The sequence below is a fragment of the Lysinibacillus sp. fkY74-1 genome (assembly GCF_053165895.1).
The window spans coordinates 60,720-74,645 of sequence record NZ_CP170173.1 but is presented as its reverse complement, the minus strand read 5'-3'; the positions used below and the strand labels follow the sequence as shown (position 1 = coordinate 74,645).

Below are 13,926 nucleotides of genomic sequence, written 5' to 3'. Positions count from 1 at the left end.
TAGTTGATAATTATTTTGAATTTAATTTGCTTACATAATTAGGTTTGTTTTCTTGTCTTGCACGAGCAATTGCAAGTGCATCTTCAGGTACTTCTTTTGTAATTGTAGAACCTGCTGCAATAAATGAACCTTTTCCAACTTTCACTGGCGCTACTAAGTTAGTATTACATCCTACAAATACATCATCTTCAATAATTGTTTTGAACTTATTTTTCCCATCATAGTTAACTGTAATGGAACCGCAGCCAACATTGACGTTACTGCCAATTTCAGCATCACCAATATAGCTTAAATGCGATACTTTTGTGTCATTACCTAGCTTGCTTTTCTTCACTTCTACAAAGTTACCAATTTTCACATGGCTACCGATGTCTGATAGTGGTCGAATATGAGCAAATGGTCCAATGGCTGTATCTTCCGCAATAGCGCTTTCACGTACAACAGAAGAATGCACCGTCGTACGATCTCCAATACGGCTATCTGCAATTTGAGTATTTGGGCCAATGTTGCAATCTTCTCCGATTACAGTGGCTCCTTCTATCATACAACCTGGTTGAATGACAGTATCACTTCCAATAACAGCTTCCGCGCTAATATATGTCGTTTCAGGGTGGATAATTGTCACACCATTACGCATATGCTTTTCATTAATTCTAGCTCGCATTAATGTCTCGGCCTGTGATAAGGCAACACGGTCATTGACACCAAGTGTTTCTTCAAAATCATCTGTCACGTATGCTTCTACAATATCACCTTGCTTTTGTAGAATTTCAATAACATCTGGTAAATAGTATTCACCCTGAGCGTTGTCATTCTTCACTAATTTCAAAGTTTCAAATAGCAACTTGTTATCAAAGCAGTAGGTGCCCGTGTTTATTTCTTTTACTAATTGCTGTGCTGCTGAAGCATCCTTTTGTTCAACAATTTGCTCTACTTGCCCGTTCTCGCTACGTAAAATACGTCCATAGCCAGTTGGATTTTCCGCAATTGCAGTTAAAATTGTTGCTTTAGCCTTCTTTGCCTGATGATGCTCAAATAGAGCCTGCATAGTTTCGGGGCGAATTAGCGGTGTATCACCACACACAACTAAAGTTGTTCCTTCTTCATTCCCCAGTATTCCCTCAGCTTGTTGAACAGCGTGTGCTGTCCCTAACTGTTCGGCTTGAAGAACATACTCACTTTTATCTCCAAGCTGTTGTTGCACTTTTTCTGCACCATGTCCAACAACCGTTACAATGCGATTGACATCTAACGTTTGAATATGATCCACCACATGTTGTACCATCGGTTTCCCACAAACTGGATGGAGCACTTTATATAATTTGGACTTCATACGTGTACCTTGACCTGCAGCCAAAATGACAGCAAAAATATTGCTCATCTGTAAGTCCTCCAATACGCTCATTTTCTCTTATGACTATATAGCATAATTCATCTATTTTCAAGGCATGTAGAGTTGACAAAAAGATGAATTCCAAAATCCACTGCACCTTCTGCTCGAATGTCATGGAGTATATCGTAAAACTGCTGGTTTTCTCTTTTTATCAAAATAAAAAGAACTCTTCAAATTTGAAGAGTTCTTAAAATTCTTACCCATAAAACCAACTTTAGATTATGATAACTTCTTAAATAGTAAGTTATTACCTTTTAACTATACACCCATACTCTCTAATTCTTCTTCTTTATCCGTTTCTTCTAATTCACTAGAGTTATGATAGGCGTTTAAAATAATCTCCTGAATTTTATTACGAGTGTCAGAATTAATTGGATGAGCGATATCCCTAAATTCACCATCTGGCGTTCGTTTACTTGGCATGGCTACAAACAACCCAGTATTTCCATCAATTACACGAATATCGTGAACAACAAACTCATTGTCAAGTGTAATGGAAGCAATCGCACGCATGCGACCATCCGTCTGCACCCGACGTAATCTCACATCAGTAACTTCCATTTTCTCACCACCTCTCTCTTGGATGCCTAAATAAAATTACCATATTCTTAATTACCGAATATTTTCCTTTTTATAGTCTATCAAATTTTCTAAAAAATTTGAATACTTATGAGAATAATATTTTTTCTTATTTACGGAATTTTTGACAATTGTTTGTCACCAATAAAAAAAAGCCCTCTAAACAGAACGAATGCTCTTAATAGTGGGCTTCATGAATTTATTCTTTATTTAACAATAGCAATAACTTCGATTTCTACTTTTACATCCTTTGGAAGTCGAGCTACTTCTACAGCCGAACGAGCAGGCTTATGCTCACCAAAGTGACTTGCATATACTTCATTCATTGCGACAAAGTCGTTCATATCCTTCATAAACACTGTAGTCTTTACAACATTTTCTAAAGATGTTCCCGCTGCCTCTAATACTGCTTTTACATTAGCGAATACCTGATTTGTTTGTACAGTAATATCCCCTTCGACTAATTCACCTGTAGCTGTTAATGGAATTTGTCCAGAACTATAAAATATACCGTTCACACTAATACCTTGTGAATATGGCCCAATTGCTGCTGGTGCATTTGATGTTGCTACTACTTTCATTTGTCATGTCCCCTTTTAGAAAAATAGTTACCTTCACTTAATGCAATTGTTCGATCTTTTTCGTTCACTTCATGAAGCTTTACAAGTGAATAGTAATCGTCTACTAACGTTTCGTCCGCATGCTCCGCCTCAACCAGCACTGCAATGCCAGCTAATTGACAATCAAACTCTTCTAATAAATTTTTCATGCCATTCATAGTACCGCCGACTTTCATAAAATCATCGGTAATCAAGACACGTTGCCCACTCTTCATGCTTCTTTTTGATAATACCATTGTCTGAATTCTTCTGGAAGAACCAGACACATAATTAATACTTACTGTCGAACCTTCTGTTACTTTACTATCTCTTCGCACAACAACTACTGGCACATTTAAATGTCTTGCAATGGCATGTGCTATAGATATTCCCTTAGTTGCTACCGTCATTATGACGTCAATCTGTTGATCTGCAAAAGCAGAGGCAAAAACCTTCCCTACTCGGTTAATTAAATCTGGGTTCCCTAATAAGTCTGTCATAAACAAGTAACCACCAGGCAATAAGCGATCTGAATGCTCAAGCTCTGCCTTTAAATCCTGAATAACTGAACGTACCTCTGCCTCGGACATTTTAGGAATATATTTCACTCCTCCTGCAGCGCCCGGCACTGTCATCAATAACCCGATTCCTTTTTCTTCGAAAGTTTCTTTTACAATCGTTAAATCCTCACTAATGGATGACTTCGCAGATTGATATAGTTCTGAAAAATAAGTTAGCGGGATCAGCTGATGTGGATGTTCTAGTAAATAGTACGTCATATCAACTAGTCGTTCACTACGTTTCCATTTCATGCGACCCTCTCCTAAACACGAATATTTATAGGTAAAATTAACACAAATTTGCGTTTCTAGGCAAGCGTATTTCGCTCTCCCAATATTCTTACTGCATAAACTTCTTCACAAAAACCACGTAAACCATTATAAATACGACTGACACGAGCCTCACTATCCACTAGCCCAAATACAGTAGGACCGCTTCCGCTCATTAATGTAGCATCTGCTCCAAAGCGTTTCATTTGTTCCTTTAACATGATGACTTCTGGATGTAGCTTAAATGTTACAGTTTCCAAAACATTCCCTAACGATGAACATAACAGCTCATAATCCTTCGTTTCAATAGCCTGTATCATTTGCTTCGTATTAGGATGTTCCAGTCCTTCAACCTTAAGACCTCCATATACTTCAGCAGTGGATACACCGATTTTAGGTTTTGCTAATACTACCCAGCAGTTAGGAGGCGCAGGAATTTCCTTTATTTTTTCTCCACGTCCTGTGGCAAGTGCCGTGCCACCATAGACACAAAATGATACATCTGAACCGATTTTAGCACCTAGTTCAGCCAATTCATCTATCGATAACCCTAAATTCCAAAGTTCATTAAGACCCTTTAGTGTAGCAGCTGCATCACTACTACCACCGGCAAGCCCAGCAGCGATTGGGATTTCTTTTTCAATAGTAATGGATACACCTTGTTTAATGCCATATGTATCTTTAATGAGACGCGCTGCCTGGTAAGCAAAATTACGATGATCATTCGGTACAAAATTATCCGTTGAAATTATTTGGATTACACCATCTTCTCGAGATTCAAGACTGATACGATCAGCTAAATCGACAGTTGTCATAACCATCTCAACTTCGTGAAAATTATCTGGTCTTTTATAAAGTACATCTAATGTTAAATTAATTTTTGCAGGCGCCTTTACATAAAGCATCTTTCTTCCTCCCTTATAGCTACACATATAAACAATTCCTTTTCGCACAAGTTTATTCATTTTATTTTACCATACTGAGATTACGAAAATGGAAAAAAAGAACCGTTTACCCTGTTCAGAGTAACGGTTCTCTCTCGTCAGCTGTATTTGTTGTGTCAGTAAGGATTTTCATCCTTGCTGAATGAAACTTAATAAGTCGTCTATTTTATTAGAAATAGTCTACTTACGCTCTTGCTCATTACTTGCTCGCTCAGCCATTTCAATGGCACGCTTGACCATATTACCAGCATCTCGAGCTTTTATGCCGCCCCAGCCTTCCTTTTGCACAACATCATAAAATCCAAGTTCTTTTGCGATCTCTTCTTTTAATCGAGGTGACATGATACCCTTTCTAGGCATATAAACTCCTCCTTTAACAACTGACCACATTAGTATGCCCCATGAAAACGCAAAACACTCATGTAGTTTTTAACATACATGAGTGTTTCAAAAATATAGAAATAAGTACTAGAAACTATTTTGCGACAGCAGCCTTTGCTTCGTCTAAAAATGTAATCTCTACTGCTTCAGTTAAAATATCTGTGTAACTATACGATACGCGCTTGCACGTATTGTCTTCTTGATCGAGTTCAACTACAAAGATGGCGCGATATGTCTCACGTAATATCCCTGCACACTCAACCGTTTTCTTGCGACCACCGTTTGCTTTTAATTGCAAACGTTTACCCAAATGACAATCCAACGACTTTTTAATGTCCGCTAAAGTTTTTGGCATTTTCGCTTACACCTCACTAATAACTAGTATAAGCGAATCGCCCAAAAATGTCAACAAAATATAATATTTTATCAGCACCTAATAAATCTTGTCAACTTATTTTTTATAAAAAATATATATTTTTTTACATCTTAGAAAAAATGTTAACAAAATTTTTCACTTTGCAAATACGGGATAAAGCGCATCTGCTAATTTTCCAAACTCTTGAATTGTTAAAGTTTCACCACGACGTGTTGGTTCTATATTAGCAGCAGCTAAGGCTTCTAGAATGAAGTCCTTTTGGGTTTTACCATTCGGTAAACCAGCTTGTAGGTTATTATAAATCGTTTTTCTACGCTGTACGAAAGAGGCACGCGTCACGACAAATAGAAAATCCTCATTAATTACCTTTACTGGCGGTTCATCGTGCTTGATAAGGCGGATTACAGCAGAGTCGACGTTAGGCTGTGGCATGAAAACCGTTTTAGGGACTGTCATAGCAATGTCTGCCTTCACGTAATATTGAATCGCAATTGATAATGATCCATATTCCTTCGTTCCTGGTTTAGCCGTTATACGATCTGCCACTTCTTTTTGCATCATGACAACGAAACCACGGATTGGTAATCGATCATTCAATAATTTCATTAGGATTGGTGTAGTTACGTAATACGGTAAATTGGCCACAACCATAATATCTTCAATTCCTGGCATTTCCTCTGCAATCACTTTAGCAACATCAGCCTTTAATATGTCAGAGTGGACAATAGACACATTATTGTATGGACTTAGTGTATCCTCTAATACTGGTAATAGTCGTTGATCAATTTCAAAGGAAACGACCTTTTTAGCACTTCTCGCTAAATGCTCAGTTAATGCCCCAATACCTGGACCAACTTCAATTGCCCCACTATTCTCTGTTAGTTTGGCATGACTAACTATATTTCTTAATATGTTTGGATCAATTAAAAAGTTCTGTCCTAAGCTTTTTTTAAACGAGAATCCGTATTTTTTTAAAATTTCCTGCGTTCGAATTGGTGTTGCAATATCCTTATGCATCATTTTCCTCCTGATCTAGCTGTGCGACTGCGGCACCAAATTGCTTTTCTGTAATTTGAAACATTTTTAATCTTTTATGGAGCTGCTTACCATTTGTAGCACCTATATTCAATAATTCACCGAGACGATCACGCCTATGCTTTGACTGGGGATGTCCAATTAAACGGGCTGTCATTAAATCCTCTAGTGTTATATCATCTTCGTTTGGTTCCTCAAGATGAGGGGTATAGACAAGACGTAGCGCTTCACGAATATCGTCATCTGCAGCGTGCTCAATTCCTAATCCTTTGCCATTCTTAGCAATCGTTTTTGCTTTCGGTAAAAATGCGTGCTTGACCCCTTTAACACGCTCCTCAATAATGGCACGTATTCGACGTCCTGGATAATCAGGATCAGTAAATACAATAACTCCACGCTTTTCCTGCGCATGCTGGATCCGTTTCAGCGTCTCTTCAGATATAGCAGAACCGTTTGTTTCGATAGTATCTGCTTGTACAGCTCGCTTAATAGCTGTCGTATCATCTTTTCCTTCAACCACAATAATTTCTTTTATTTGCAAAAAGGCTCCTCTTTTCTACCTTATCTTCTGACCATTTTACAACTGCATGATACAGTTTGTACAGGAATACAAGACTTACACGTACCTATACTTATACCACTGCTTGGGCACTAAAAATAAAAAAAGAAGCTTCCCCGCCAGTCAAAACAGGAAAGCCCTTAGTGAAAAACATTTTGATTTATTTTACAATTTTTTTAATTTAATACTTTAATACGCACTTTTTTACGTCCCCAGTTACGTGCTTGGGCATCTGTTTGTACAAGTATATCGATCTTATTACCCTTAATTGCACCACCAGTATCTCCAGCAATAGCTGTCCCATACCCTTCAACCCAAACTTTTGAGCCTAGCTTAATAACAGAAGGGTCAACTGCTACCACCTTCAAGTTAGAATTTGAACGTAAGTTTATACCAGTTGCTGATGTACCAGAGCAACCGTTGCAATATGGTGTATAGGCTGTTGCCGTTACATAGAACTCCTTACCGCTTGCAGGCTCTGCAGAACCACGTGATACAGTTGCCGCGCTTGCAACTACAGTTTTAGTTCCAACTGCAACTACTTGTTTTTTTGGCTCTTTTAAAACTGCCTCAGATTGTAGATTTTTCGCTACAACCTTCCCATTTTCTTTGACAACCTCATACGTACGAGAAACCGAACCTTTCTCGCCTGTTGCCACTACCTTTTCTTTCCCCTTTTGCAATGAAGCATCTCGCTTCTTTTCAACTGCGAAATCTAAAGAGTCTTCCACTACATCGATAACCTTTTCTACGCGAACTACTGTGATTTTACTCGCCGGAGTAATAACGTCCTCCAGGTTATTTTCGACACGATCGAATTCATTTAACTGAATTCCTTGTTGTTTTAAAAAGTTAGCGACCGTAGTCGAAGTGGACCATACTTGTCTTTTGTTTACGCCATCGACAAGCGTTAATTGAAACGCTCTTTGAATATCGATTTTGTTTTCTGCGCCTAGTTCAGTATCTAGACCTTGTGCTAAAGTGTCATGTTTAGATACTTCAATATTCGCTTCCTTCAAAATGTCTTTCACTAGTGTTTCAGTTGTCCATACTTTTGACTGATTTCCATCAACTGAAATTGTTACTTCTTTTGCCTGTTCCCATTGAATTGCTAAGCCATTAACAATTTTGGTGTTCAGAGAGGGTGATATTTTGTCATGCTCTGCTACATCTATATTTTGATCTTGTAATAATTGTTCTACAGTTTTGGCATGTGTGGATACTTCGATTGTTTCTCCATTTGCTTCAAGCTTTACGGCTTTTTTCGTACCTTGGTAAAGCACGAAAGAGATTACAGATACAAACAGGACAAGTGAAATAATTCTTATCACTGTTTGCTTACTCCTCAATGATCCTAAGAACAAGTTTTTCATGGAATTATTTGACATGAAAAAACGCCTCCTTAATACAAGGTTGGATTATACGGACTAGTTTTGGCACTGTCAACCCGAAAGTATTTCTCTGAAAATTGACTTCTTCGTCTTTGCCAACCAGAAACCCTGTATTGGAGGCATCTTAGCTAGTTAACTGTCAATCCCAAAAAAATTTTTCGCATTGTCGGTAGTTGCTTGTGCAATTTCCTCGATAGTCAACCCTTTCAAACGTGCAATTTCTTCTGCCACTAAAGGCACAAAAGCGGGTTCATTGCGCTTTCCACGATAAGGATGTGGCGCTAAATAAGGGGCATCTGTTTCAATCATCAAGTGCTCAAGAGGAATCTCCGTAGCCACTTCTTTTGGCAATCGTGCATTTTTGAATGTCACGGGACCCCCAAGACTAATCATAAAATTCATAGCAATACATTCCCGTGCTGTTTCTACACTCCCACTAAAGCAGTGCATCACACCTCCTACAGATGCTGCATTTTCTTCACGTAAAATTTTTACAACATCCCCTGTTGCATCCCTATTATGAATAATAATTGGTAAATTTATCTTTTGCGCTAACTGTATTTGTTTGCGGAAAATTACCTGTTGAACATCCTTTGGTGATTTATCCCAATAGTAGTCCAAACCAGTTTCACCAATACCGACTATTTTTGGATGTGCTGCTAATTCCTCAATCCACTCTAAATCTTCCTGAGTGCAATCAATGGCGTCTACTGGATGCCAACCAATAACACCGTAAATAAAATCAAATTGCTCTATCAGCTCCATAGTTCTTTCAATGGTTTTACGATCAAAACCTATAACCACCATTTTTTCTACTTTAGCTTCTAGGGCTCTATTGATTACCTCTTGAAGGTCTTCCTCGTATTGATCTGCGTTTAAATGTACATGTGTATCAATAAACATCTTCATTCTCCTAACAATGATTTTATTAAAATTTATTATTTCATATTTTTCGTAAGCATTACAAATTTGTTACAAACCATTCGGGATTGTGACATTCCACTTAATCGACAAAGCTCGCATTGGTTCTATATGCCTAAAAAACCATTATTTTTACAGCTAATAAATTATTTTGAAATAACAATAAGGCGAATTCAACTGACCGATTTGAAAAGCCTGCTGAATAATATCTATTCAGCAGGCCATTCTTCGTTTGTTACTTTACTTTTGCACCATTTTCAAGTTTTGAATCTACAGATGCTAATTTCAAAATCCCATCTTTTTCACCAGCTAGGATCATACCTTGTGATAATTCACCACGTAATTTAACTGGCTTTAAATTTGCTACCACAATCACTTTTTGACCAATTAATTCATCTGGGGAATAAAATTTCGCAATGCCTGAAACTACTTGACGTTGCTCATATCCTAGATCCACCTGAAGCTTTAATAATTTATCAGCTTTTGGGACCGTTTCACATGCAGTTACAGTCGCAACACGCAAATCAATTTTCATGAAATCGTCAATAGTAATTTCAGGAATTTCTGGATTCTCATCACTCTTTGTCCCACTATTAACTTCTTCTTCTTGTGAGGTTTTTACTGAACCACGCATTTCTTCACGAATATAAGCAATTTCAACTTCGCTTTCCAAGCGAGGGAAAATAGGTATCCCTTTTTCTACCACTTTAATGTTTGCTGGAATAGTATTGCCGAATGTTTCAATTGTATCCCATGCTAAGAATTTGTCATCTAAACCAAGCTGTTCCATCATACGTTTAGGCGTTGTTGTCATAAATGGTTGTAACATGACAGCAATTTGGTGTAAACTCTCTGCCAAATTTCGCATTACTGTACCTAATTTTGGTTTATCCGCCTCTTCTTTTGCTAATACCCATGGTTGTGTTTCATCTATATATTTATTCGTACGTGATACTAATGTCCATAGGTCTGCTAATACCACACTAAATTGCATTTTTTCCATACTTTCTTCATATTTAATACGTACTGACTCAGCCTGCTCTTTTAATGCAGCATCAAATTCTGTCGATTGAAGATTCTCTGAAGGAATAATTCCATCAAAATATTTGTTAATCATTGAAATAGTACGGTTTAATAAATTTCCTAAATCATTTGCAAGATCAAAATTTGTTCGTTCAATAAATGATTCTGGTGAGAATACACCATCAGAACCGAAAGGTAATTCACGTAAAAGGAAATATCGTGTCGCATCAAGACCATAACGCTCAATTAACATTTCTGGATAAATGACATTACCTTTAGATTTAGACATTTTCCCGTCTTTCATCATAATAAAACCATGTGCAAAAACCTTTTTCGGTAATGGTAAATCTAAAGCCATTAAGAAAATTGGCCAATAAATCGTATGGAAGCGAACGATATCTTTTCCTACTACATGCACATCTGCTGGCCAATATTTATTGAACAATGTTTCATCATCTGAAAGATACCCTAGAGATGTAATATAATTCGTTAATGCGTCTACCCATACATAGATAACATGTTTAGCATCCCCAGGTACTTTGATGCCCCAGTCAAAGGATGTTCTCGATACTGATAAATCTTCTAATCCTGGTTTAATAAAGTTATTGATCATTTCATTTTTTCGAGACTCTGGTTCAATAAATTCAAGGTTTTCTTCATAATAAGCTAATAAACGATCAGCGTATTTCTTCATATTAAAGAAGTACGATTCCTCTTTTACTTTGTGAACAGGTCGACCACAGTCTGGACAATTCCCATCTACTAATTGAGTCTCTGTAAAGAATGACTCACATGGTGTACAATACCAGCCTTCATATTCACCTTTATAAATATCACCATTATCTAAAAACTTTTGGAATATCTTTTCGACAGCTTTTGTATGTCGTTCTTGCGTTGTTTGTATAAAATCATCGTAAGTAATATCCATTAACGCCCAAAGCTTTTTCGCAGACTCTGCAATTTCATTGACATAATCTTGAGGATGCTTGCCAGCTTCTGCTGCCTTTTCTTGAATTTTTTGTCCATGCTCGTCCATCCCTGTCAAAAAACGAACATCATAGCCACGTAAACGTTTATAGCGTGCTATCGCATCTGATGCAACCGTTGTATATGCCGTACCAATATGAAACTTCCCACTTGGATAGTAAATGGGTGTTGTTATATAGAATGTTTTCTTTTGTTCACTCACAAGAACTGCCTCCATTGTTTTACAATATACTTTCTATTCTAACGAAGTACGAAATTCGTTTCAATGAAAGTTTATCATTCGCGAAAATTGTCGAATAATATATTTAATCCATTTACTGACTTAAATAAGAACCTTTTTTACTATAATCAAAAATATTTATTAAAAACCTTTTAAAAAAACAGAAATAACAGCATTCTTCTCAAAAAATTTTTTTTAAAACCATAATATTAGTGCATTAATTAATTGACGTTTATGGCATTACTTGGTATGATAACTATCAGACAAAGAAATAATGTCGAAATTTGACGAAATGCCAATATAACTTATATAAATTAGGAGGAAAACTATTATGAAATCAACAGGAATTGTACGTAAAGTCGATGAGTTAGGACGTGTAGTTATACCTATCGAATTACGTCGTACACTAGGTATTGCTGAAAAGGATGCTTTAGAAATCTATGTGGATGATGATAAAATCATCTTAAAAAAATATATGCCTAATATGACATGTGCTGTTACTGGTGAAGTTTCTGATGATAACTTCCGTCTAGTTGGAGGCAAATTAATTTTAAGTCCAGAAGGCGCAGAAATGTTAGTAAAAGAAATTCAATCAAACTTAAAAAAATAATGTTTACACACCTAAATCAATACAGTGATTTAGGTGTTTTTAATGTAAACGTATATATTATTTACTATACCCAAATTCTGACCCCCTTATAATGTCCAGATCTGACCTTTATCTTTAAGATTACTATTATTTACATTTGTTATCAAATTAAAAAATCAAGAGCTACCCAAAGGTAACTCTTGATCGTCATTGTTTATGATATTCGTTATAGACATCTCGCTTCGCAAGTTGCCGTTGTTTGGCTACTTCTTTAATGGCTTCTTTAGAACTTACATCCGTTTGTTCAATGATATAATCCACGTGTTCGATAATAGACAGTGTATGCCAATAAGCCTCTTCAGAATCTTCCTCTTCTACTTGCTGATTCCCCTCAATGACAATACAAAATTCCCCACGTATTTCTTCTGCTTGCGACCATTCTACAGCTTCTGCTAGAGTACCACGCAAAAATTCCTCGAATTTCTTAGTCAGCTCTCGCGCTAAAACAATACGACGATTTCCGAGAATAGCTTCCATATCTTTTAATGTTTCCTTTATTCGATGAGGTGCTTCATATAACAAAATCGTTTCTTGTCGTTTTTTTAACAGTTCTAATTGCTGGCGACGTTCTTTTTTTCCACGATTCAAAAATCCATAAAAGAAAAATGGCTGTGGCGTTAATCCAGAAGCAATTAATGCTGTTATTGCTGCATTTGGACCTGGTATAGGCACAACCGGAAAGTTTTGAGCAATTGCTTTTTCAACTATATCTGCACCAGGATCAGAAATACAAGGCAAACCTGCATCACTCACTAATGCAATGGTCTTCCCTTCCTGTAGGAAAGTTAATAATTTTTCCCCACCTACTGCTAGATTATGTTCATGATAGCTCATTAAAGGTGTTTCGATTTCAAAGTAGTTGCATAATTTTCTGGTATTTCTAGTATCTTCGGCTGCAATAATATCCACTTCTTTTAGAATACGGAGCGCTCGCACACTAATATCCTCTAAATTTCCAATAGGTGTCCCTACAAGATATAAACATCCTGTCTGATCGTGTATTGTACTTTTTTGTGATTTCACGATTCACCCCTCCTTATATACATTATTTTTTGTGTTCTTGTAAGTTGCTTAAAAGCATATTCGGCGCGCATTGCCTCTTCTTTCGTTTCATACTCTTCCTTATAAATACACTTTACTGGCCCTCTAGCTCTTGTATATTTTGCCCCTTTACCAGCATTATGTACAGCTACACGCTTTTCTACATTATTTGTATAGCCTGCGTACAACGATTGATCCGCACATTCTAGCACATAAAAATAGTGATTATTGCTCTTTTCCATAAAGAATCTCTCTCACTTCTGCTGTGTATTCATTATTGTTTTTATAGACATACAATGGTGGTAATATTTTCAAATCAGGCTTTCCATCCTTTATTCCTTCTATTAATAATGTATTCGCCTCTTTTCCTTCTTTCGGATAAATAAGCTGCATTCTTTTTGGCTCTAAACGATTTGCACGCATGGCAGTGACTATATCTAATAATCGACCTGGTCGATGCACAAATGCTGCCTTACCACCTTGCTTTAATAATTTACTTGCTGATTGAATCGCCTCTTCTAATGTTAAATAGAGTTCATGTCGCGCAATGGCATGATGTTCACTAAGATTTTTATCACTTGCTTCATGTGCTAAAAAATAAGGGGGATTGCACGTAACGACATCGTATTTTTCAATGCCCAGTTGTTTCGGAATTTCTTTCACATCTCCAAGAATCATTTGAATTTGATTCTCTAATTGATTATAGCGAATACTTCTCTCTGCCATATCCAACAGACGTGGCTGAAGCTCAACTCCTGTTATTTGACCTTTCGTTCGTACACTTAAAAAGAGAGGGATTACGCCATTTCCCGAACATAAATCCACAATATTTCCTTTATGATAAGGAATATTGACAAACTTTGAAAGTAATACTGCATCCAATGAGAATGAAAAGACAGATGGACTTTGAATAATACGTAAATTCTCAGCCAACAAATAGTCTAGACGTTCATCATCTTTTAGCCATTTTTCCATGCTAATTCCTCCTATGCTACAAA

At 36.8% G+C, this 13,926-nt stretch carries 16 protein-coding genes; 1 reads left to right on the top strand and 15 read right to left on the bottom strand.

Annotated features, from left to right (window positions below; all coding sequences use genetic code 11):
• Positions 1-10 precede the first annotated feature (10 nt).
• The 12 genes from glmU to metG form a co-directional block, all read right to left on the bottom strand.
• Entirely contained in the window at positions 11-1,381 is a 1,371-nt protein-coding gene (gene glmU / locus ACE1MS_RS00355) for a bifunctional UDP-N-acetylglucosamine diphosphorylase/glucosamine-1-phosphate N-acetyltransferase GlmU (RefSeq protein WP_031416107.1), read from the bottom strand.
• A 270-nt stretch (positions 1,382-1,651) separates the two neighbouring features.
• On the bottom strand, positions 1,652-1,954 hold the full coding sequence (spoVG, locus tag ACE1MS_RS00350; RefSeq protein ID WP_031416105.1) for a septation regulator SpoVG: 303 nt from the start codon (positions 1,952-1,954) through the stop codon (positions 1,652-1,654).
• Positions 1,955-2,178: 224 nt separating this feature from the next.
• On the bottom strand, positions 2,179-2,553 hold the full coding sequence (locus tag ACE1MS_RS00345; protein ID WP_012291878.1) for a RidA family protein: 375 nt from the start codon (positions 2,551-2,553) through the stop codon (positions 2,179-2,181).
• A complete protein-coding gene (gene purR / locus ACE1MS_RS00340) occupies positions 2,550-3,383 on the bottom strand; it encodes a pur operon repressor (RefSeq protein WP_012291877.1) in 834 nt (277 codons plus the stop codon). The genes ACE1MS_RS00345 and purR overlap by 4 nt, the downstream gene beginning before the upstream one ends.
• Before the next feature lie 56 nt (positions 3,384-3,439).
• A complete protein-coding gene (gene ispE / locus ACE1MS_RS00335; RefSeq protein WP_031416102.1) occupies positions 3,440-4,306 on the bottom strand; it encodes a 4-(cytidine 5'-diphospho)-2-C-methyl-D-erythritol kinase in 867 nt (288 codons plus the stop codon).
• 219 nt (positions 4,307-4,525) lie between these two features.
• Positions 4,526-4,705, bottom strand: a complete 180-nt coding sequence (locus ACE1MS_RS00330) for a small, acid-soluble spore protein, alpha/beta type (RefSeq protein WP_025116349.1) — start codon at positions 4,703-4,705, stop codon at positions 4,526-4,528.
• Between the two features lie 115 nt (positions 4,706-4,820).
• A complete protein-coding gene (veg, locus tag ACE1MS_RS00325; protein WP_004229199.1) occupies positions 4,821-5,081 on the bottom strand; it encodes a biofilm formation stimulator Veg in 261 nt (86 codons plus the stop codon).
• A 156-nt stretch (positions 5,082-5,237) separates the two neighbouring features.
• A complete protein-coding gene (gene rsmA / locus ACE1MS_RS00320) occupies positions 5,238-6,119 on the bottom strand; it encodes a 16S rRNA (adenine(1518)-N(6)/adenine(1519)-N(6))-dimethyltransferase RsmA (RefSeq protein WP_012291874.1) in 882 nt (293 codons plus the stop codon).
• Positions 6,112-6,678: a ribonuclease M5 gene (rnmV, locus tag ACE1MS_RS00315; protein ID WP_012291873.1), complete on the bottom strand. Its 567-nt coding sequence runs from the start codon at positions 6,676-6,678 to the stop codon at positions 6,112-6,114. Before rnmV ends, rsmA begins: the two co-directional genes overlap by 8 nt.
• A 194-nt stretch (positions 6,679-6,872) precedes the next feature.
• Positions 6,873-8,084, bottom strand: coding sequence for a G5 and 3D domain-containing protein (locus tag ACE1MS_RS00310; RefSeq protein ID WP_031416099.1), 1,212 nt, complete (start codon positions 8,082-8,084; stop codon positions 6,873-6,875).
• A gap of 135 nt (positions 8,085-8,219) precedes the next feature.
• Positions 8,220-8,990: a TatD family hydrolase gene (locus tag ACE1MS_RS00305; protein ID WP_036168048.1), complete on the bottom strand. Its 771-nt coding sequence runs from the start codon at positions 8,988-8,990 to the stop codon at positions 8,220-8,222.
• 253 nt (positions 8,991-9,243) lie between these two features.
• A complete protein-coding gene (gene metG, locus ACE1MS_RS00300) occupies positions 9,244-11,235 on the bottom strand; it encodes a methionine--tRNA ligase (RefSeq protein ID WP_012291870.1) in 1,992 nt (663 codons plus the stop codon).
• A gap of 334 nt (positions 11,236-11,569) precedes the next feature.
• Here metG and ACE1MS_RS00295 point away from each other — a divergent pair, with 334 nt between their 5' ends.
• Complete coding sequence (locus ACE1MS_RS00295) at positions 11,570-11,848, top strand: AbrB/MazE/SpoVT family DNA-binding domain-containing protein (protein WP_004229214.1); 279 nt, start codon at positions 11,570-11,572, stop codon at positions 11,846-11,848.
• A 186-nt stretch (positions 11,849-12,034) separates the two neighbouring features.
• Here ACE1MS_RS00295 and rsmI read toward each other — a convergent pair whose 3' ends face one another.
• The 3 genes from rsmI to ACE1MS_RS00280 are packed head-to-tail and all read right to left on the bottom strand — an operon-like array spanning position 12,035 to position 13,903.
• Positions 12,035-12,910 (bottom strand): 16S rRNA (cytidine(1402)-2'-O)-methyltransferase, encoded by an 876-nt coding sequence (gene rsmI / locus ACE1MS_RS00290; protein ID WP_012291868.1) that lies wholly within the window; start codon positions 12,908-12,910, stop codon positions 12,035-12,037.
• Positions 12,907-13,170 carry a GIY-YIG nuclease family protein gene (locus tag ACE1MS_RS00285; RefSeq protein WP_031416093.1) on the bottom strand — a complete coding sequence of 88 codons (264 nt, stop codon included), beginning with the start codon at positions 13,168-13,170 and terminating at the stop codon, positions 12,907-12,909. The genes rsmI and ACE1MS_RS00285 overlap by 4 nt, the downstream gene beginning before the upstream one ends.
• Positions 13,154-13,903: a tRNA1(Val) (adenine(37)-N6)-methyltransferase gene (locus tag ACE1MS_RS00280; RefSeq protein ID WP_012291866.1), complete on the bottom strand. Its 750-nt coding sequence runs from the start codon at positions 13,901-13,903 to the stop codon at positions 13,154-13,156. The genes ACE1MS_RS00285 and ACE1MS_RS00280 overlap by 17 nt, the downstream gene beginning before the upstream one ends.
• Positions 13,904-13,926 lie beyond the last annotated feature (23 nt).